The sequence below is a fragment of the Luteimonas terrae genome (assembly GCF_004358165.1).
Classification (GTDB): Bacteria; Pseudomonadota; Gammaproteobacteria; order Xanthomonadales; family Xanthomonadaceae; genus Luteimonas; species Luteimonas terrae.
In genome coordinates, this window is sequence record NZ_SMTG01000002.1 from 849,597 (window position 1) to 868,537 (window position 18,941).

General features: G+C 68.7%; 20 protein-coding genes. 14 read left to right on the forward strand and 6 right to left on the reverse strand.

The genetic code is table 11. From position 1 onward, the window contains the following. Positions 1 to 27: 27 nt before the first annotated feature. On the reverse strand, positions 28 to 648 hold the full coding sequence (locus E2F49_RS04185) for a hypothetical protein (RefSeq protein ID WP_133392734.1): 621 nt from the start codon (positions 646 to 648) through the stop codon (positions 28 to 30). A gap of 375 nt (positions 649 to 1,023) precedes the next feature. Here E2F49_RS04185 and E2F49_RS04190 point away from each other — a divergent pair, with 375 nt between their 5' ends. The 5 genes from E2F49_RS04190 (at position 1,024) to E2F49_RS04210 (ending at position 7,373) form a co-directional block, all read left to right on the forward strand. Then, positions 1,024 to 2,283 (forward strand): MFS transporter, encoded by a 1,260-nt coding sequence (locus E2F49_RS04190; RefSeq protein WP_133392735.1) that lies wholly within the window; start codon positions 1,024 to 1,026, stop codon positions 2,281 to 2,283. Next, on the forward strand, positions 2,280 to 4,625 hold the full coding sequence (ggpS, locus tag E2F49_RS04195; RefSeq protein WP_243713421.1) for a glucosylglycerol-phosphate synthase: 2,346 nt from the start codon (positions 2,280 to 2,282) through the stop codon (positions 4,623 to 4,625). The genes E2F49_RS04190 and ggpS overlap by 4 nt, the downstream gene beginning before the upstream one ends. A 347-nt stretch (positions 4,626 to 4,972) precedes the next feature. Then, entirely contained in the window at positions 4,973 to 5,389 is a 417-nt protein-coding gene (locus tag E2F49_RS04200; RefSeq protein WP_133392736.1) for an MliC family protein, read from the forward strand. 97 nt (positions 5,390 to 5,486) lie between these two features. Further along, positions 5,487 to 5,894, forward strand: coding sequence for an MliC family protein (locus E2F49_RS04205; RefSeq protein WP_165971115.1), 408 nt, complete (start codon positions 5,487 to 5,489; stop codon positions 5,892 to 5,894). A gap of 174 nt (positions 5,895 to 6,068) precedes the next feature. After that, complete coding sequence (locus E2F49_RS04210; RefSeq protein WP_133392738.1) at positions 6,069 to 7,373, forward strand: short-chain fatty acid transporter; 1,305 nt, start codon at positions 6,069 to 6,071, stop codon at positions 7,371 to 7,373. Between the two features lie 42 nt (positions 7,374 to 7,415). Here E2F49_RS04210 and E2F49_RS04215 read toward each other — a convergent pair whose 3' ends face one another. The 4 genes from E2F49_RS04215 to E2F49_RS04230 all read right to left on the reverse strand — a co-directional run bounded on the left by E2F49_RS04215 (position 7,416) and on the right by E2F49_RS04230 (position 10,052). Beyond that, positions 7,416 to 8,789 carry an amidohydrolase family protein gene (locus E2F49_RS04215; RefSeq protein WP_133392739.1) on the reverse strand — a complete coding sequence of 458 codons (1,374 nt, stop codon included), beginning with the start codon at positions 8,787 to 8,789 and terminating at the stop codon, positions 7,416 to 7,418. Then, positions 8,786 to 9,031, reverse strand: a complete 246-nt coding sequence (locus tag E2F49_RS04220) for a DUF2789 domain-containing protein (RefSeq protein WP_055248319.1) — start codon at positions 9,029 to 9,031, stop codon at positions 8,786 to 8,788. The genes E2F49_RS04215 and E2F49_RS04220 overlap by 4 nt, the downstream gene beginning before the upstream one ends. A gap of 133 nt (positions 9,032 to 9,164) precedes the next feature. After that, the gene (locus E2F49_RS04225; RefSeq protein ID WP_082387449.1) at positions 9,165 to 9,341 is read right to left on the reverse strand and encodes a DUF1328 domain-containing protein; all 177 of its coding nucleotides are present in this window, start codon (positions 9,339 to 9,341) and stop codon (positions 9,165 to 9,167) included. A gap of 90 nt (positions 9,342 to 9,431) precedes the next feature. Further along, positions 9,432 to 10,052 (reverse strand): DUF998 domain-containing protein, encoded by a 621-nt coding sequence (locus tag E2F49_RS04230; RefSeq protein ID WP_165971116.1) that lies wholly within the window; start codon positions 10,050 to 10,052, stop codon positions 9,432 to 9,434. Positions 10,053 to 10,154: 102 nt separating this feature from the next. Between E2F49_RS04230 and E2F49_RS04235 the strand changes: the two genes are divergently transcribed. The 5 genes from E2F49_RS04235 to E2F49_RS04255 all read left to right on the forward strand — a co-directional run bounded on the left by E2F49_RS04235 (position 10,155) and on the right by E2F49_RS04255 (position 13,378). Next, positions 10,155 to 11,201: an ROK family protein gene (locus E2F49_RS04235; protein WP_133392741.1), complete on the forward strand. Its 1,047-nt coding sequence runs from the start codon at positions 10,155 to 10,157 to the stop codon at positions 11,199 to 11,201. A gap of 240 nt (positions 11,202 to 11,441) precedes the next feature. Next, positions 11,442 to 11,747, forward strand: a complete 306-nt coding sequence (locus E2F49_RS04240) for a YkgJ family cysteine cluster protein (RefSeq protein ID WP_133392742.1) — start codon at positions 11,442 to 11,444, stop codon at positions 11,745 to 11,747. 12 nt (positions 11,748 to 11,759) lie between these two features. After that, positions 11,760 to 12,005, forward strand: a complete 246-nt coding sequence (locus tag E2F49_RS04245) for a hypothetical protein (RefSeq protein ID WP_055248327.1) — start codon at positions 11,760 to 11,762, stop codon at positions 12,003 to 12,005. An 81-nt stretch (positions 12,006 to 12,086) separates the two neighbouring features. Continuing rightward, entirely contained in the window at positions 12,087 to 12,887 is an 801-nt protein-coding gene (locus tag E2F49_RS04250; protein ID WP_133392743.1) for an SDR family oxidoreductase, read from the forward strand. A gap of 125 nt (positions 12,888 to 13,012) precedes the next feature. After that, entirely contained in the window at positions 13,013 to 13,378 is a 366-nt protein-coding gene (locus E2F49_RS04255; RefSeq protein WP_133392744.1) for a glycine zipper 2TM domain-containing protein, read from the forward strand. Positions 13,379 to 13,478: 100 nt separating this feature from the next. Here E2F49_RS04255 and E2F49_RS04260 read toward each other — a convergent pair whose 3' ends face one another. Beyond that, positions 13,479 to 14,012 (reverse strand): DUF2058 domain-containing protein, encoded by a 534-nt coding sequence (locus tag E2F49_RS04260; protein WP_133392745.1) that lies wholly within the window; start codon positions 14,010 to 14,012, stop codon positions 13,479 to 13,481. A gap of 75 nt (positions 14,013 to 14,087) precedes the next feature. Between E2F49_RS04260 and E2F49_RS04265 the strand changes: the two genes are divergently transcribed. The 4 genes from E2F49_RS04265 (at position 14,088) to E2F49_RS04280 (ending at position 18,881) form a co-directional block, all read left to right on the forward strand. Next, entirely contained in the window at positions 14,088 to 14,594 is a 507-nt protein-coding gene (locus E2F49_RS04265) for a YgjP-like metallopeptidase domain-containing protein (protein WP_133392746.1), read from the forward strand. A gap of 133 nt (positions 14,595 to 14,727) precedes the next feature. Further along, the gene (locus E2F49_RS04270; protein ID WP_055248336.1) at positions 14,728 to 15,327 is read left to right on the forward strand and encodes a nitroreductase family protein; all 600 of its coding nucleotides are present in this window, start codon (positions 14,728 to 14,730) and stop codon (positions 15,325 to 15,327) included. Between the two features lie 70 nt (positions 15,328 to 15,397). Next, on the forward strand, positions 15,398 to 17,221 hold the full coding sequence (locus E2F49_RS04275; protein WP_133392747.1) for a DUF885 domain-containing protein: 1,824 nt from the start codon (positions 15,398 to 15,400) through the stop codon (positions 17,219 to 17,221). A 58-nt stretch (positions 17,222 to 17,279) separates the two neighbouring features. After that, a complete protein-coding gene (locus tag E2F49_RS04280) occupies positions 17,280 to 18,881 on the forward strand; it encodes an AbgT family transporter (RefSeq protein WP_133392748.1) in 1,602 nt (533 codons plus the stop codon). Positions 18,882 to 18,941 lie beyond the last annotated feature (60 nt).

Genomic DNA, 18,941 nt, shown 5'->3' on the forward strand with positions numbered 1-18,941 from the left:
TCTAGGTTCACTGCGGCTCCGCTCCGGTCAATCGCAACGCATGCGACGCGTGGCGTGCGTGCTCGCCGCGTCCTCGACGACCAGCGTGTTCCCGCCTTCGAGGCGCAAGATCCGCGTCTCCTGCCAGGTCTCGCCCTCGCCCTCGAACGTGGCCTCGATACGGATCGTGTCGTCGTCCAGCATCTCGACCGTCCGCGGCGTCGCGTCGCTCTCGTGGAATCGCAGCGCCGTCGGCTCGATGCGCAGCCCGAGATCGCTGCCCTCGCCCTTGCAGGCGGCCGCATCGGCATCCCAGCGTCCGAGGAAGCGCGCCGGTATCGTCGTCGACGCCGGGTCGCTTGCGGCGTCGCCGGGCGGTTGCGGAGGCGGCATCGAGGCCGGCCGCGCGCAGCCGCGGAACGGGCCGCGGCCGTCGATGGTCAGCAGGCCGGTCATCGGGAACCGGGCACCCGACATGTCGTCCTCGCAGCGCATGCGCCGCACGATCAGCACGACATTGCCGGCAGCGTCGGACGCATCCACGCGCCGCCCATCCATGGTCATCGCGCTGCGCGCGCCGCTGAAACGACGCTCGGCCATGTCGATGCCTGTCAGGATGACCGTGTCGCCCTCGACGCGCGCCTGCCAGAAGGGCTCGTTGGTCGACACGATGACATCCTCCGCGGCCTCCGCCGTCCCGGCTGACGCGTCGTGCGCAGGGGGTGCGGACGCAGCACTATCAGGTTCTGTCGTTTCTTCGGCGGGTGCGCAGCCTGCCAGCAGCGCGATCGCCAGCGCGGCGGACAACGGGTATGTCGACATGGGGTACCAGTCCGGGGCCAATAAGCCCGGAGCATCGCGGAACGCGTGTTCAGATCCGGTGGCGTTCCTGGCCGGCTTGCCAAGCGACTGATTCCTTTGCGATTTTTCGCTGCATCGCAACATGGCGTGGCGGCGGCCCGTTCGCGTGAAATGTCCATAATTTTCAAGATGTTATGATCGCGCACCTTCGCTGATGTTCGCCGGAGGTCTCCCATCGCCGTCATCCGTCCCCTCGTCGCCCTGCTGGCGGGCGTCGCCCTGCTGCTGATGGGCAGTGGCCTGCTCGGCACCCTGCTGGCGGTGCGCGGGCGGCTGGAGAACTTCGACGACCAGACGATGGGCCTGATCATGTCGGGCTACTTCGTCGGCTTCTTCCTGGGCACCTATCTCGCGCCGGGCCTGATCCAGCGCATCGGCCACATCCGCGCATTCGCGTTCTATGCCGCGCTGGTCGCCGCCGCGATCCTGCTGCACCCGGTGTTCGTCGATCCCTGGGCCTGGGGCGCCTTGCGCGTGCTGACCGGCGTCGGCCTGGTCGGGCTGTACACGGTCATCGAGAGCTGGCTCAACGTGCAGGCGCCGCCCGATAAGCGCAGCCAGGTATTCGCGGTCTACATGGCGGTCAACCTGCTCGCGCTGGCGGCCGGCCAGTGGTTCATCAGCTGGCTCGATCCGGCGTCATTCGTGCTCTTCAGCGTGGTGGCGATCTTCGTCTGCCTCGCCGCCCTGCCCGTCGTCGCCAGCCGCATGGTGCAGCCGACGCTGCCGGCCGTGCCGCGGCTCGCGCTTGCCTCGCTGTGGCGCGCGGCGCCGGCGGCCGCCAGCGGATCGCTGCTGGCGGGCCTGGCGATGGGCGCGTTCTGGGGGATGGGCGCGGTCTATGCGACCGGGCTCGGTCTCGACCTGCAGGGCATCGCCGCGCTGATGAGCGCGACGATCCTCGGCGGCGCCCTGCTGCAGTGGCCGATCGGCCGCGCCTCCGACCGCGGCGACCGCCGCACGACGCTGGCGATCATCTGCGCGATCGCGGCGCTGATTGGCGTGGCGATGATGTTCACCGCGGCGCAATCGCAGGCCGCCCTGTTCGGCCTGTTCTTCCTGTTCGGCGGCGTGGCCTTCGCGATCTATCCGCTGTGCGTGGCGCATCTGCTCGACCATCTGCCGGTCGAGGACACGCTGTCGGGCTGTTCGAGCCTGCTGCTGCTCAACGGCGTGGGCTCGGCGATCGGCCCGGCGCTGGCCGGCGCGGCGATGGTGCGGTTCGGCCCGTCCGCGCTGCCGGCCTCGTTCGCGATCGTGCTTGGTGCACTGGCCCTGATCGCCGCGGGTCGTCGTCTGGTCCGTCATCGCGACCGCGACCATCCTTCCGTCTTCCATCCGATGCTGCGCACCACGCCTTCGGCACTCGAACTGCTTCCCGAAACCGGCCCCGCACCCGAGGGCCCCGATCTTTCCGATCCACACCACAAGGACCCGAATTGACTTCGCAGAACCCCCAGACCCCCGACCTCGCCCCTGCCAATACCCCGTTCGTGCCGCGACTGATGCTCGCGACCGACCTCGACGGCACCTTCCTCGCCGGATCGCCCGCGCACCGCCAGCAGCTCTACCGGCTGGTCGACCGCCATCCCGAGATCCGCCTGACCTTCGTCACCGGCCGCGGCCTCGAAGCCGTCATGCCGCTGCTGTCCGACCCCAGCCTGCCGCGCCCCGATTACGTGATCTGCGATGTCGGCGGCACCGTCGTCGACGGCCGCACCCTGCAACCGATCCAGCCGCTGCAGACGCGCATCGACCGGCGCTGGCCGGGCGAGCACGCCGTCGCCGATGCGATGTCCGGTTTCGCCGGCCTGGTGCGCCAGGACGTGCCGCAGGAGCGCCGCTGTTCGTATTTCTGCGAGCCCGAAGCGCTGGCCGGCGTGCGCGGCGAGATCGAGGCGACCGCACGCAAACTGGGCTGCTCGGTGCTGTATTCGGCCGACCGCTATCTCGACATCCTGCCGCCCGACACCGACAAGGGCCGCACGCTCGCCGCGCTTGCCGAACATCTGCAACTGCCGCGTGACCGCGTGCTGGTCGCCGGCGACACGCTCAACGACCTGTCGATGTACACCTCCGGCTTCCAGGGCGTGTGCGTGGGCGAATCCGAACCCGCGCTGGTCAAGGCGACCGATCAGCTGTCGAACGTGTTCCAGGCGCAGGCGCCGGGCTGCGGCGGCATCCTCGAGGCGATCACGCATTTCGATCTGCTCGATGCCGACGACCCGCACCTGCGCGAGACCGTCGAGCGCAGCACCGGCACCTCCGATCTGGTGATGGTCTATCACCGCCTGCCCTACGAGGAATACGTCGAAGACGGCCAGCGCAAGCGCCGCCGACCGACCTCCCCCAACGGCATCATTCCCAGCCTGCTGGGCTTCTTCGGCAGCGGCCAGAAGGGCTCGTGGGTCGCGTGGAGCGTCGACGATCCCAAGCTCGGCAAGTTCCAGACCCGCACGCCGGTCGACCCGGACGCCTATCCCGATCTTACCGTCGCCCGCGTGCCGCTGTCGCAGACCGAGGTCGATGCGTTCTACAAGCGGTTCTCGAAGGAAGCCTTCTGGCCGATGCTGCACACGTTCTGGGAACGCGCGCGTTTCAGCGAGGACGACTGGAACATCTATCTGCGCGTGAACCGCAAGTTCGCCGAGGCCACCGCCGCCGAAGCCGCGCCGGGTGCGACGGTGTGGCTGCACGACTACAACCTGTGGATGGTGCCGGCGTACCTGCGCGAACTGCGCCCCGACGTGCGCATCGCGTTCTTCCACCACACCTATTTCCCGTCGGCCGACGTGTTCAACGTGGTGCCGTGGCGCCGCGAGATCCTCGGCAGCCTGCTGCAGTGCGACTACATCGGCTTCCACATTCCGCGCCAGGTCGAGAACTTCGTCGACGTGGTCCGCGGCGCGATGCCGACCGAAGTGCTGGAACGCGAAGGCTGCGCGCCGCGCTTTCTGACCTACGGCTGCGCGGTGGGCCTGGACGAGGTCAGCACGCGGATCCGAGTTGGCGATCGCGTCGTCGGCCTCGGCGCACATCCGGTGGGGACCGACCTCAAGCGCATCGAAACCGGCCTGGCGCAGCCGCGCGTGCGCGTGCGCCTGGAGCAGATCCGGCGCGAGTTCGCGGGGCGCAAGCTGGTGCTCTCGGTCGAACGGCTGGACTACACCAAGGGCACGCTGGAGAAGCTGCTGGCGTTCGAACAGCTGCTGACGCAACAGCCCGACCTGCGCGGCAAGGTCAATCTGCTGATGGTCTGCGTGCCGGCTGCGCGCGAGATGACGGTGTACCGCGAACTGCAGACGCAGATCGAACAGGCAGTCGGTCGCATCAACGGCCGGTACGCGATGCTCGACTGGACGCCGGTGCGCTTCTTCGCGCGGCCGCTGCCGTTCGAGGAAGTGCTGGCCCACTACGCCGCCGCCGACGTCATGTGGATCACGCCCTTGCGCGATGGTCTCAACCTCGTCGCCAAGGAGTTTGTGGCCGCGCACGGCATCGAGGGCTCGTCGGGCACGCTGGTGCTGTCGGAGTTCGCCGGCGCCGCGGCCGAGCTCAAGGGCGCGGTGCTGACCAATCCGCACGACCAGAACGACCTCGTCGCCGGCCTGCGCCAGGCCTTGTCGATGCCCGAGCACGAAGGCATCGGACGCCAACGCCAGCTGTTCGATATCGTCCGCTACTACGACATCGAACGCTGGGGGCGCGATTTTCTCGACGCCGCGGACGGTGCCGGCAGCGGCGCGGACCAGCATCGCTACGCGATGCGCGGACTGGCTGCCTGAGCCATCAGGACCACGCGTTGATGCGCGTTCGAACCAGGCGTGTTTCGCCCTTCCCCTTCCCCGGCCTTCGGGCAAGGTCGGGATGGGGGCGAAGGTTCCGGTCGTGGTGCCAATTGGAGACGCGCAACGCGTGGGAATCTCGATCCATTCGTCTGCGACAGCTGATCGTCTGCTCCCACCCAACCCTCCCCCGCATGCGGGAGAGGGCTGAGGCCGTCCGCCATCTGCAGCCTCGCTGCGATGGGAACCCCATCCAGCCACGCGCAACTCCGCGTTAACGCCCGGCTTCCTAACCTGCCCCGTCCTGCCGGCGACGCCGTCGGCACCCGCAACGACGAGGATTCCACATGCGCGCAGCACCCGCTTCCGCCTTCCTGCTCACGCTCGCACTGGCCGCCTGCAGCGGCGAAGCACCCGCGCCGGCGCCGGCTGCGGATACGCCGCCGCCACCGCCGCCCGCGGCCGCCGAGGATGCGCCGCCCACCGGCTCGATCGCCGCGCGCGAAGCCGAGGCGGAGCCTTCGAACACGGTGAACTACGACTGCGAAGGCATCCGCATCACCATGGCGCAGGAAGGCGAAGGCGCCGATGCGCGGGTCAAGTTCGTCGTCGACGGCGTGACGCTGGATCTGCCGCGTGCGGAAACGGCGCAGGGCGATCGTTTCGCCGATGCCGACGGCAACGCGTTCTGGAGCCATGGCACCGACGAGGCCCGTCTCGCGCTGCAGGGCCAGCACGAGCGCAACTGCGCTCGCGTGTACTGACGCAACGCCGCATACGCCTCCGCACCGGAGGCGTATGCTGGACCGGCCTCCCCGCTCCCCCGTGTCGTTCCGCTTCACCACAGGCAAGGAGACGACCATGCGCTGGTTCACCCCCGTGCTCGCCACGGCGATCGCCCTTTCGCTCGCCGCGTGTTCGCCGGCCCAGGCACCGCCCGACGACACCGTCGCGCCGCCGGCGGGCGGCAGCACCGCCGAAACGCCGCCCGATCCGGAGACGCCCAGCACCGACGCCGCGCCGCAGCCGCAGGTCATGCACTACGACTGCGAGGGCACACCCGTCGATGCGTCCTTCGATGGCCATGGCCAGGTCAGCGTCGCGGTCGACGGGACGACGATGGTCCTGCGCAGCGACGAGGCGGCCTCCGGCGCGAAATACACCGACGAGGCCGGCAACGTGCTGTGGACACGCGGTGTGAATGACGCGTTGCTGACGCGCCCCGATCATCCCGACCGCACCTGCACCGGCAATCCCGCTTCGGTCTGAGCAATCCAGCGTGGGAGCGCGCTTGCGCGCGCATCCGGTCGTCGCGTGGACTCGCAACGTGTCCGGAATCGTGCGCAAGCGCGCTCCCACAATGCCTGGTAGACCATGGTCCAGCAGGCATGGGGCGCCGGGCTGGCTAAGCTGGGCGGTCGTTTCCCACGACGGTTGCCGCCCATGTTCCAGCGCGCCACGCGCCTGTCCGTTCGCCTCGTCGAACGGTACCTGCCCGACGCCTACGTCTTCGTCCTGATCTTCACCGCGCTCGCCGCGATTGCCGCGCTCGCGATCGAACAGACCTCCCCGCTCGACCTGGTGCGCTACTGGGGCACGGGCTTCTGGGAGCTGTTGGGGTTCTCGATGCAGATGCTGCTGGTGCTGGTGACCGGCTTCATCCTGGCCAAGACACCGCCGGTCAAACGCGGTCTGACGTGGCTGGCCTCGCGCTGCCGCACGCCGAAGAACGCGATCGTCATGGTGACGCTGGTCGCGCTGGCCGCGAACTGGATCAACTGGGGGTTCGGCCTGGTCATCGGCGCGCTGTTCGCGCGCGAGGTCGCGCGGCACGTGCGGGTGGACTACCGCCTGCTCGTCGCCAGCGCCTATTCGGGCTTCATCATCTGGCACGGCGGCCTGTCGGGTTCGATCCCGCTGACGATCGCCACCGAAGGTCATTTCATGCAGGACGCGATCGGTCTGGTCCCGACCTCGGAGACGATCTTCGCGCCGTTCAATCTGCTGATCATCGCACTGCTGGTGATCGTGATCCCGCTGATCAACCGTGCGATGACGCCCTCGGACCAGGACGCGGTGCTGTTCACCCCGCCCGAAGATCCCGAGCCGCCGGTGCTCGACACCGACGCAAGCCCGGCCGAACGCCTGGAGCACGGCTGGATCCTGTCGGTCGCGGTTGGCGTCGCCGGTCTGGTCTTCCTCGCCGACCACTTCATCGGCGGCGGCAGCCTCAACCTCAACATCGTCAACTACGGCTTCCTGATGCTCGGCATCGTGCTGCACCGCACGCCGGCACGTCTGCTGGCGGCATTGCAGGAAGCGATCAAGGGCGGCGCGGGCATCGTCATCCAGTTCCCGTTCTACGCCGGCATCATGGCGATCCTCGTCGGCTCGGGGCTGGCGACGACGATGTCCGAGTGGTTCGTCTCGTTCGCGACCACCGGCAGCCTGCCATTCTGGACCTTCCTGTCGGCCGGCCTGATCAACATGTTCGTGCCGTCGGGCGGCGGCCAGTGGGCGGTGCAGGCGCCGGTGATGATTCCGGCCGCGCAGGCGCTGGGCGCCGATCTGCCGCGCGTGGCGATGGCGGTGGCCTGGGGCGATGCGTGGACCAGCATGCTGCAGCCTTTCTTCGCCCTGCCGCTGCTCGCGATCGCCGGGCTGAAGATCAAGGACATCATGGGTTACTGCCTGATGCTGCTGTTCGCATCGGGCGTGCTGATCGGACTGGTGTTCCTGTTCGTCTGAGCGGATCGCCCGCCGCGCACCCGATGCGCGGCGGGCGCCGGTTCACTTCGCGTGGCGTTCGGCGATGTCCGCGAGCCGCGCGTCGAGCGCCTCGCGCGGCCACCACCGACCGCGTGCCATGACGCCGAGCGGGGTGCGCGCGTGCGTCAGATCCTCGCGCGGATCGCCGGCCAGCAGCACCAGGTCGGCGCGACGTCCGACTTCGACCGTACCGAATGCTTCCGGCGTCCCGAGTGCCTGCGCCGCATTGCGCGTGCCGGTGACCAGCACTTCGTAGGGCGTCAGACCGGCGGCCTGCATCATCGCCATCTCGCGATGGATCGAGAAGCCGGGCACGTTGAAGAACTGCGGCGCATCGGACCCCAGTACGACCGGCGCGCCGCCGTCGTGCAGCGCCTTGAGCAGGTCGCGGCGCAACTGCACGAGCGCCTGCGCGGCATCGGGCTGGAAGGTCTCGCGCGTCGCGTACTCGTGCTTGGCGCGGCGCCAGCGCTCGCGCTCGGCGGCCGGCATGTAGCGCATCTCCGGCCACTGCAGCATCGCTTCGGGCGCCTCGGATGAGGCCATGTGCTCGACCAGCGACAGCGTCGGCACGTTCCAGGTCCCGGCTGCGCGCGTGCGCTTAACGGCATCGTCGATGCGGCCGCGATCGGTCCATTGCACCCAACCGCTGCCGAACCAGCCGGCCTCGCGTCCCTGCGTGTCGGTGCCGGGCGGCACCAGAAACTCCACATAGCGGTCGAGATGGTCGATCGATGCCTGCTTCGCACCGAGCGCCGTTTCCAGCGGCACGCCTTCGGGAATGTGGCCGGCGAAGGGCAAGGCCGCTGCATTGGCGGCGGCGACCATGGCCGGCCAGGTATCGGCCGGAATACTGCCCAGCTTGAGCAGATCGAAGCCAGCCGCATGATGCGCCCACACTTCGGCCGTGACGGCTGCGGCGCTTTCGCCCCGCAGCCACGGGCTGGCCACGACCAGCGTCGGGCCATCGGTCTCGCCACGCTCGATGCGCGCGCGAAGTTCGGGATGCGTGGCATCGCCCGACATGTTGCGCACGAGGGTCACGCCATTGGCGAGATACAGCGCCAGCGTGTCGGCGACATAGGCCGGATCGTCCCCGCCGGGCACGTGGCCATGGAACTCGGCGAGCCCGGGCATCAGCACCTTGCCGGTGCCCGCGATCATCGTCGCGTCGGCTGGCACCTCGACCTCGTCCTGCGCGCCGATCGCGACGATACGTCCATCGCGCACGACGACGGTCTGCGACGCCAGGCGGACGTCGCGATCCATCGGCAGCACGTCGACATCGACGAATGCGAAGGTGCCGGCGGGTTGTCCAGCAGATGTCGGCTGCGCGCCGACCGCGCCGGCAGCGAGCAGGGACGCCGCCGCCAGGGCGCGCAGCCAGACGCTCATGGCGCCGGATGCGCGTGCAACGCGACGTTGAGCTGGTCGATCACGACGATCCAGTCCGCGTCCTCGAGCCGCTCTTCGCGCAGTAGCTGTGCCTGCGCGTCGTTCCAGAACGGCGCCTCTTCCAGACGCATGTCGTCGGGCAGCGGCGCGTGCCGGGCGATGAAGGCGCGAATCGAGGCTTCATCGTTCGGCAGGCCCAGCTGCGCGAAGAGTTCGGAAAACGGATGGACGGTCTGCTCCACGGTGCGCTCCAGAATGATCGTGCGCCCAGCCTACCGCCGGACTCGTCAACATTGTTTCCACGCGATCGCCACGTCCGCAAACGAAAACCGCCCGACAAGCGGGCGGTTCGAAACGCGTCGATGCGGGTGAGGACTAACTGGTGACTTTCTTGGCGACCGTCAGACCCAGCACGAACAGCACCACGGCAATGATGACCGCGGCCCAGAACAGGAACTTGGCGATGCCCATCGCACCACCGGCGATGCCGCTGAAGCCCAGGGCACCGGCGACCAGACCGATGACGGCGAAGATGATGGCCCACTTAATCATGTTGTCGACTCCTTGCGCGGCGACGCAACGCGCATCGCCAGTGGCCGGGAGTCTCTGCCGCGTCCGGTGCGCGATGTGTGAAGCGAAGACTCAGCGGGCACGCATCCACAAGGCCCGCAGGGTGCAGACCATCCAGCCGAGAATCAGCACGATCACCGTCTTCTGCGCGAGTCCGCGCGGCGCATCGCGCCAGAGCGCGAGCACCCAGACCGATGCGAAACACAGCAACGCCCACGGCAGGGCCCAGCGCGCCGCGCGGCGCCAACGGGGATCGCGCAGGAAGTTCAGCGCCTGCACCGCCATGCCCGTGGTCGCGAACAGGAACGCGCCCTGCGCCGACACGCCATGGATCAGGCCTTCCATCGAGCGGTTGACGCCGGGCAGGTCCATCCAGGCATACGCGGTGATCGACAACGACGTACCGGCAAGCGCGAACAACAGCAGCGCTGCGGCACTGCGCGCGGCCGGTGCGTGTGCCAGACGCAGCCCCCACCCCAGCGCGACCATGCCGATGCCGAGCGCGACATAGGCGCTCTGCAGCAGTGGCCCCCATGCGCCGATCAGGTACAGGCTCATCTGGCTGTCGACCGGATCGAGGTCCGGACGCAACAGATGCAACGCAATGCACGCCATCAGAAACAGCGCGAGCGACGCGGCCGCGACGGCGGTGGCGCGACGGATGGCGACGCTGCGATCGGGAGATGCGGACATCCGCGCGGCACGACGATGAGGGGCCGCCATGCTACCGGAGCCGTCACGTCGCCCAGCGTGGGAATTGGCGAGGATTCAGCCGGACCCGTCGAACACACCGCCATGCCGCGCGATCTTCGCACCCGACACGCCGCGACCCGCCTGCCGGGCCTGCGCATCGACAGCTGCAATCTGGCGCTGCGCGACCCCGACGGCGACGGCTTTCTCGGCGATCGCGCCAGCCAGACCGCATTCCGGCGCTATCTCGATGCGCGTCGCCGCCGCCATTTCACCGGCAGTCGCGACCCCTTCGGCCGCGTGCCGACCGATGGGATCGACAAGCGCGAGATCGACCTGGTGCTGGTCGGGGGCGATGCCGATGCGGCGCATCTGGTCCACGCGGCGGTCGAAGACCATGCGCACCAGCTGGCAGGTGTGATCCGCGCGTTTCTCTCGACCGACGACTGGCACGGCGTACGCCGCATCGTCATCGGTGGCGGCTTTCCGGGCAGTCGCGTCGGCGCGCTGTCGGTCCGTCGTGCAAACCGCTTGCTCAAACTGCATCGCGCCGGCGTCGACCTGTCGCTGCTGCGCCACGATGGCGACGATGCCGGCCTGCTCGGCTGGGTGCCGCTGGCGCCCGCGGCGACGCATCGGCACAAGGCCTTTCTCGCGGTCGACATCGGCGGCACCAATATCCGCTGCGGCATCGTCGCGCCCCGTCTCGACGAGCGGCCCGACGGCAGTCGCGCGCAGGTGCTCGAACGCAGCCAGTGGCGCCACGCCAACGACACGCCGGACCGCGAAGAAGCGGTCATGCGCATGGCGGCGATGCTCAACGGGCTGATCGCACATGCACGCACGCTGGGTCTGGGGCTGGCGCCGTTCATCGGGATCGCCTGTCCGGGCGAGATCGATGGCGACGGCCGCATCCTGCATGGCGCGCAGAACCTGCCGGGCGACTGGACCGACGCGCGATTCGCGCTGGCGACGGCCTTGGGCCGACATCTGGACCGCATCGGCGGGCGCGCGCCGCGCGTGCTGCTGCACAACGACGCCATCGTGCAGGGTCTGAGCGAACGCCCGCGCATGACCCGCGTGCCGCGCTGGGGCGTGCTGACGATCGGAACCGGCCTCGGCAACGCCAGCTACACCAACCTGCGCAGCTGAACCGCAACGGCGCCGCGGCCGGCCCGGCGCCGCACGGGTGCTATGCTGGCCGTGCGGGTTTCGCCCGCTCCGTGCGCTCCGCGCGACCGCCGTCGCCCGCCTCGCTTCCCCTCATGCGTGATCGCCCCTCCGGGCCGCTCCCCACGGAAGCGCCATGCCCCGTCGTTTCGCCATTGTCAGCTGCAGCGTCGTCGCAGACGCGACCGGTCGCCGGCGTGCGCCGTGCCGGCCCGGGACGCGATGAGCGACATCCGCTGCGATTGCACCCGCTGCGATGCCGTGTGCTGCCGTCTGACGGTTGTGCTGCAGGCCGGTGACGACGTGCCCGCACGCTTCGTCGCGATCAACGAGGCCGGCATGGAAGTGATGGCGCGCGACGAGGAAGGCTGGTGCGTGGCCACCGATCCGGCACGCATGTGCTGTTCGATCTACGAGAGCCGCCCGGACGTCTGTCGCCGATTCGCGATGGACGGCCCCTACTGCCGCGAGATCCACGCCGATTACCTCGCGCGTGGCAGTCGCGGCATCCCGCTGGTGATGTACTGACGGAGTCCAGATGTGTCCACACCGAAAAGCCCCACCCCGCAATCCGACACCCGCCATCTGTTCGCAGGCGGACGCAAGCCCAACGAACGTGGCGCGTCGCTGACCAGCGACCGCATCGCCGACGATCTGGCCACGTTCCGCAAGTCGGGTGGCAAGATCGAAGTGCTCGGCAACACGCGCACCCTGACGAAGATCGACGTGCCGCCAGCCGCACCCGCGACGCCCGTGCCCGCGCCGAAGAAGCGTCGCGCCGGCTGACACCTGCGCGCGGACGCGCGACGACGTCGCCGCGATCCGCGCAGCGGAATACTGCGGGTCCGCCTGTCCGGAGCCGCCCGCATGTCGCTGACCCCGCCGATCGTCCGCCACGATGCGACACCGCTGCTCGACCGCGTGGTGCTGGTCACCGGCGGCGCGCAGGGTATCGGCCGCGGCATCGCCCAGGCCGTGCTCGGTGCCGGCGGTCGCGTGGTCATCGGCGATCTGGACCGCGAGGCCGGTCTGGCCTGTCTCCAGGAGTGGGATGTCGGCGCACGCGCCCGTTTCTTTCTGCTTGACGTCGCGCGCGAAGCGTCGGTCCGCGGCTTCGTGTCGAAGGCGCATCGTGCCTTCGGGCGGATCGACGGCCTGGTCAACAACGCCGGCCCCGCCGATCCGGTGGTCGATGATCTTCCGCAGCTGTCGCTCGCCGACTGGCGCCGCTTCATCGACGGTCACCTGACCGGCACGTTCCTGTGCAGCAAGCATGCCCTGCCCGCCCTGCGCGAAAGCCGCGGCGCCATCGTCAACATCGCCTCCAGCCGCGTGCTGCAGTCCGAACCGCATACCGAGGCCTACGCGTCGGCGAAGGGCGGCATCGACGGGTTTACCCACGCGCTCGCGATCAGCGAAGGTCCGCGTGTGCGCGTCAATGCGATCAGCCCCGGCTGGATCGTCACCGACGACTGGCGCAAGCCTTCGGCGCGCCGCACGCCGAAGCTGTCGAAGCGTGACCACAGCCAGCATCCGGTCGGGCGCGCGGGCGTGCCGAACGACATCGGTGCGATCGCGGTCCATCTGCTGTCGGACGCGGCGGGCTTCATCACCGGACAGAACATCGTGGTGGACGGCGGCATGACCCGGAAAATGCAGTACGCCTGATCTCGACATGGGCGTCACGCTGCGCGCCGGGTGCTGAATCACCGACCGCACGCACGGCGCTTTTCACCCGCGATTCGAAAGCCGGCTGCAAGCATCGAACCCTGTCCTCCACAGGGAGCATTTCCATGAAGTCCATCCGCACCCTCGCCGCCGTCGGTCTGCTGTCGCTGGCCGGCACGAGCCTCGTCCACGCGCAGCAGTACGGCCCGCGCGATGAAGGTCGCCGTTTCGACGACGGCAGCCGCGTGGTGTGCAAAGACGTCGAAGTGCGTCGCAATACGTCCGACCCGAACCGCGTCGGCGGTACCGCGGCCGGCGCGATCATCGGCGGCCTGGTGGGTAACCAGATCGGCAGCGGCAATGGCCGCAAGCTCGCGACCGTGGGTGGCGCAGTGGCCGGCGGCGCGATCGGCCGCAATGTGCAGGGCAACCGCCAGGAAGCGAACGGCGATCGCATCGTCGAAACGCAGTGCGATCGCGTCTACCGCTGAGCGATCCCGGTCAAGCGTTTGAACCCGGGGCGCACGTCGTCACTGACGACAACGCCGCGGTGATTCGGCGGGTCGGCCTGCGGGCCGGCCCGTTTTCGCGTTACCAGACCAGATCGTCCGGCACGGCGTACCTGGGATCGTCGTAGCCGTCGTCGTCCTTGTCCTGCGCGGCATTGCCGTGGTCGAGCACGATCGCGTCGGGATCGCGCTCGCGGACCTTGACCAGATGCGCGCGCGTCAACAGCACGAACCCCGCGTCGAGACGCGCGATGACCAGCGCGCCGGAAGCCAGCTGCCTGGCCTGCGCATCGTCAACCGACAGCGTGCGGATGCCGCCGTCGACATTGAACCGGTAGGACCGCTCGCCGCTGGCCTTGATCTGTCCGTCGACGATCATCTGACGCGCCTGCGCCCGCAGTTCGCGCGCGCGGGCTTCCGCATTGCGCGCCTGGGCGAGCGCGCGGTCACGATCGGCCTTGTCCTGCCGGGCACGCTCGGCCTCGCGCTGCGATTCGGTGGGCGCAACCGGCTGCTTGCCATGACGCGCTTTCGCCTGCTCGCGCGCGACCTCGGCCACCTTGCTCTTCTTGACCAGGCCGGCCTTCAACAGCTGTTCCTGCAACGGATTGCGCATGCGTACATCGCCCACGGTGTTCGGACGCCGATGATACCGGCTGCATGGGCATCGCTCGGCCGGTATCGTGCCGCGATGGATCCACTGCCCTACCTTGCCGGCTACCCGGTCGATGTCCAGATGCGCGCCCGCGAACTCCGCAACGCGGGCCGGCTCGGCGACTATCTCGCGCGCCGCTATCCCGACGCGCACGGCGTGCGCAACGACCGCCAGCTATACGCGTACGTGCAGGCGCTGAAGGACCGTCACCTGCGCCAGTCGACGCCGCTGCACAAGGCGATCTACGACGGCAAGCTGCAGGTGCTCAGGCACGCGCTGGGCACCCACACCACAGTCTCGCGCGTGCAGGGCGGCCGCCTGAAAGCCAGTCGCGAGATCCGCATCGCCAGCGTCTTCCGCGACGCGCCGGCGGCGTTCCTCGAAACCAGCGTCGTGCACGAACTGGCGCATCTGAAGGAAAGCGAGCACAACCGCGCGTTCTACAACCTGTGCACGCACATGGCGCCGGACTACCACCAGCTCGAGTTCGATCTGCGGCTGTATCTGATGCACCGGGACGCTTCATCAGCATCTCAAACCTGAACACCATGCAAGATTTGTTGATCGGAATGCAACGATCCTTCCCGATTCGTCGGGTCGTTCTATCCATGGCGCCACTCCAGACTGTGGGCGGGCCGCACCTGCGGCATCGAACCGCCCACCACGAGTCCCAGCCATGACCAATGCCTTCATCGCGGCCGCCACCCGCCGCCGCTCCCAGTACGCCCTCGGCCGCAATCTTCCGCTGTCGCAGGCCGAGACCACCGCGCTGATCCAGGAGGCCGTGCGTCAGGCACCGTCCTCGTTCAATTCGCAGAGCTCGCGCGCGGTGATCCTGTTCGGCGACGAGAGCCTGAAGTTCTGGGGCTTCGTCGAGGACGCGCTGCGCAGGATCGTGCCGGCCGATGCGTTCTCCGATACCAAGGCCAAGCTCGACGGCTTCGCCGCCGGCGCCGGCACCGTGCTGTTCTACGAGGACAGCGCGCCGGTCAAGGCGCTGCAGGAACAGTTCCCGCTGTACGCCGACAACTTCCCGATCTGGTCGGAGCATTCGACAGGCATGGCGCAGTACGCGGTGTGGACCGCACTGGCCGAGGCGGACATCGGCGCCAGCCTGCAGCATTACAACCCGCTGCCCGACGCCGCCGTCGCCGCCGAATGGGACATCCCTTCGACATGGACGCTGCGCGCACAGATGCCGTTCGGCTCGCACGAAGGCGGCTTCGGCGAGAAGACCTTCATCGACGACGCGACGCGCTTCCGCGTGCACGGCTGATCGGGCCGCGCATCGGAGCGACGTGTGGACCCTGCGTAGAATCGCGGGGTCCCGTCGACATGGAGTTCCGATGCGCACCCGTTTCCGTTCCGCCTCCCTCGCGCTGGCCATCGCCGGCGCCTGCCTGATCGGCGCCTGCAGTTCCACGCCGCGCACGGACCACGTGTCGAATGCGCAGCCGGCGTCCGGGCAGACACAGGCCTCGATCTTCTTCGAACGCTTCACCGATACGTGGATGCGGCGTCAGCCGTCGGCATCGACCGCGAGCCGCTACTTCGGCGACGCCGAGCAGGCGCGCATGGATCGCGAACTGACGCCGCAGACGCAGGCGTTTCGCGCAGAGACCATCGCGCTCGCGCAGCGCGGGCTCGACGAGCTCTCCGCGCTCGACCGTGCCTCGATGGGCGACACCGACCGGGTGTCCGCGGAACTCATGGCGTGGCAGCTGCGCAGCCTCGTCGAAGGCGACCGCTTCGACGACTACAGCTTTCCCCTGCAGCAGTTCAGCGGCGCCAACGTCGGTCTACCGAACCTGATGACGGTCGTGCATCCGCTGCGCACGGCGACCGACGCCGACAGCTATCTCGCACGCCTGGCGCAGTTCGAGGCGCGCATGAACGAGTCCACGGCGCGCGCCGCCGAGCTCGCCGCGCGCGATGTGCTGCCGCCGCGCTTCATCGTCGAAGCGACGATCGCGCAGATGCGACGCTTCATCGCCGACGCGCCTGCGCGCAATCCGCTGGTGGCCACGTTCGATACCCGCCTGCAGACCGTCGACGCGATCGATGCGTCCACGCGTGCCGCGCTCGTCGCGCGCGCGACGCAGGTCGTCGAAACCGGTGTCTACCCTGCGTGGTCGCGGGCGATCGCCGAGCTCGAACGCCAGTTGCCGCGCACGACCGACGATGCCGGCCTGTGGCGTTTTCCCGACGGCGCGGAGGCCTACGCGTTCCAGCTGCGGCGTTTCACGTCCACCGCGCTGAGTGCCGAGGAGATCCATGCGATCGGCCTGCGCGAAGTCGCACGCATCGAAACCGAGATGGACGCCATCCTGCGGTCGATCGGCCGGACCGACGGCAGCGTGGAAGCGCGTCTGAAGCAGTTGCGTGCCGACCTCGCGTATCCGGATGACGACGCCGGCCGCGCCGCGATCATGGCCGACATCGATACGATGATGCGCGATGCCGAACGTCGCAGCGATGCGCTGTTCGACATCCGTCCGCGCTCGGCGGTGATCGCCCAGCCCTACCCGGAGTACCGCTGGGACAGTGCCGCGGCCAGCTATACCGCGCCACCGCTCGACGGCTCGCGTCCGGGCGTCTACCAGATGCCGCTGCGCACCGACCGCCTGACCCGCTTCGGCCTGCGCACGCTGGTCTATCACGAGACCGTGCCCGGCCATCATTTCCAGGTCGCGCTGTCGGTCGAGAACACCGCGCTGCCCAAGTTCCGCCAGACCCGCGCGCTCGGCGGCATCTCGGCCTTCAGCGAAGGCTGGGCGCTGTACGCCGAACGTCTCGCGGCCGAGGAAGGCTGGTACGAGGGCGATCCGGAAGGCCGGCTTGGCCAGCTGGATGCCGAACTGTTCCGCGCCCGCCGCCTCGTCGCCGACACCGGCCTGCACGCGATGCGCTGGACGCGCCAGCAGGCGATCGACTACGGCATTCCCGCCTCCGAGGTCGACCGATACGTCGTCATGCCGGGACAGGCCACGTCGTACATGATCGGCCAGCTGGAAATCGTGCGTCTGCGCGACAAGGCCCGCGATGCACTGGGTGACCGCTTCGACCCGCGCGCTTTCCACAACCGCGTGCTGCTGACCGGCGTGGTCCCGCTCGAACTGCTGGAACGCGAGGTGGATGCGTACATCGCGGAGGCCCGCACTGCGGGCTGATCGGGAGACGTCCCGCGCGGATTGCTAGACTGCCGGGCCACTTGCACCGGCAGATCCGATGACCCGACCGCAGGCGACAGGCCCCGCATCCCCGCCTCCGCGCAGCGCGATCACGCGTCTGCTCAACGTCGTCGAGTGGCTCGGCAACCTGCTGCCGCATCCGGTCACGCTGTTCGCATTGCTGGCGCTGCTGATCGTGCTGCTGTCGGGTGTGCTCGCCCACTTCGGCGTGTCGGTGCCCGATCCGCGCCCCGCCGGCACCAGCGGGCGCGCCGAGGACGGCATCATCCGGGTGATCAGCCTGCTCGATGCCGAGGGACTGCGGCGCATCGTTACCGGACTGGTCACCAACTTCACCGGCTTCGTACCGCTGGGCACGGTGCTGGTCGCGATGCTCGGCGTCGGCATCGCCGAACGTTCGGGGCTGCTGACGGCGGCGATCAAACAGCTGGTGCTGGGCGCGCCGAAGAATCTGGTGACCGTGGTCATCGTGTTCGCCGCGGTGATGTCCAATACCGCGTCGGAAATGGGCTATGTGGTGGTGATTCCACTGGCGGCGGCGATCTTCCATGCGCTGGGCCGAAATCCGCTGGCCGGGCTGGCCGCCGCATTCGCCGGCGTGTCCGGTGGCTACAGCGCGAACCTGCTGATCGGCACCGTCGATCCGCTGCTGGCCGGCATCACCCAGGAAGCGGCGCGGCTGATCGATCCGGATTACGAAGTGCACGCGGCGGTGAACTGGTACTTCATGTTCGTCAGCACCTTCGTCGTGACGGGCCTGGGCTGGTGGGTCACCGCGCGCATCGTCGAGCCCAAGCTCGGTCCTTACGACCCGACGCAACTCGATCCCGACGCCGAGCCGGTGAGCATGGCGCCGCTGGATCCGCGGGAAAAACGCGCCCTGCGCTGGGCCGGCCTGGCGGCGTTGCTGGTCAGCGCCATGATCGCGGTACTGGTCCTGCCGGCAGGCGGCGCGCTGCGCCTGCCCGGCATCGACGACACGCTCGGCAGCCTGCGGCCGTTCCTCACCGGCATCGTCGTGCTCGTCGCGGTGTTCTTCGCGGTGCCGGGCATCGTCTACGGACGGCTGATGGGCACGATGCGCAGCGATCGCGACGTCATCGACGCGATGGCGAAGTCGATGTCGACGATGGGCCTGTACATCGTGCTGGTGTTCTTCGCCGCGCAGTTCGTGGCGTTCTTCAACTGGAGCCAGCTCGGCCAGGTGATGGCGGTGCTGGGCTCGAACCTGCTGCAGACGATCGGCCTGACCGGCCCGCTGGTGTTCCTGCCCTTCATCGTGATCTGCGCGATCATCAACCTGTCGCTGGGTTCGGCCTCGGCGCAGTGGGCGGTGACCGCGCCGATCTTCGTGCCGATGCTGATGCTGGTCGGCTACAGCCCCGAGGTCATCCAGGCCGCGTACCGGATCGGCGATTCGGTGACCAACATCATCACGCCGATGATGAGCTACTTCGGTCTGATCATGGCCTTCGCCGCGCGCTACCAGCGCGACATCGGCGTAGGCACGCTGATCGCGATGATGCTGCCCTACTCGATCGTGTTCTTCGTCGGCTGGACGCTTTTGTTTTTCGTGTGGGTGTTCGGACTGGGCCTGCCGGTCGGGCCGGGCGCGCCGACCTACTACACGCCGGGCTGAGGACCGCGCCGCGAAACGGGGACGCAGAAAAAAGGCCGGGACATCCCGGCCTTTTTCGTA

Coding starts and splice junctions, on each gene's coding strand:
- E2F49_RS04200 (WP_133392736.1), top strand. CDS start 4,973: ATGCGCGCAGCACCCGCTTCCGCCTTCCTGCTCACGCTCGCACTGGCC.
- E2F49_RS04205 (WP_165971115.1), top strand. CDS start 5,487: ATGCGCTGGTTCACCCCCGTGCTCGCCACGGCGATCGCCCTTTCGCTC.
- E2F49_RS04210 (WP_133392738.1), top strand. CDS start 6,069: ATGTTCCAGCGCGCCACGCGCCTGTCCGTTCGCCTCGTCGAACGGTAC.
- E2F49_RS04215 (WP_133392739.1), bottom strand. CDS start 8,789: ATGAGCGTCTGGCTGCGCGCCCTGGCGGCGGCGTCCCTGCTCGCTGCC.
- E2F49_RS04225 (WP_082387449.1), bottom strand. CDS start 9,341: ATGATTAAGTGGGCCATCATCTTCGCCGTCATCGGTCTGGTCGCCGGT.
- E2F49_RS04230 (WP_165971116.1), bottom strand. CDS start 10,052: ATGTCCGCATCTCCCGATCGCAGCGTCGCCATCCGTCGCGCCACCGCC.
- E2F49_RS04235 (WP_133392741.1), top strand. CDS start 10,155: ATGCCGCGCGATCTTCGCACCCGACACGCCGCGACCCGCCTGCCGGGC.
- E2F49_RS04240 (WP_133392742.1), top strand. CDS start 11,442: ATGAGCGACATCCGCTGCGATTGCACCCGCTGCGATGCCGTGTGCTGC.
- E2F49_RS04250 (WP_133392743.1), top strand. CDS start 12,087: ATGTCGCTGACCCCGCCGATCGTCCGCCACGATGCGACACCGCTGCTC.
- E2F49_RS04255 (WP_133392744.1), top strand. CDS start 13,013: ATGAAGTCCATCCGCACCCTCGCCGCCGTCGGTCTGCTGTCGCTGGCC.
- E2F49_RS04260 (WP_133392745.1), bottom strand. CDS start 14,012: ATGCGCAATCCGTTGCAGGAACAGCTGTTGAAGGCCGGCCTGGTCAAG.
- E2F49_RS04265 (WP_133392746.1), top strand. CDS start 14,088: ATGGATCCACTGCCCTACCTTGCCGGCTACCCGGTCGATGTCCAGATG.
- E2F49_RS04270 (WP_055248336.1), top strand. CDS start 14,728: ATGACCAATGCCTTCATCGCGGCCGCCACCCGCCGCCGCTCCCAGTAC.
- E2F49_RS04275 (WP_133392747.1), top strand. CDS start 15,398: ATGCGCACCCGTTTCCGTTCCGCCTCCCTCGCGCTGGCCATCGCCGGC.
- E2F49_RS04280 (WP_133392748.1), top strand. CDS start 17,280: ATGACCCGACCGCAGGCGACAGGCCCCGCATCCCCGCCTCCGCGCAGC.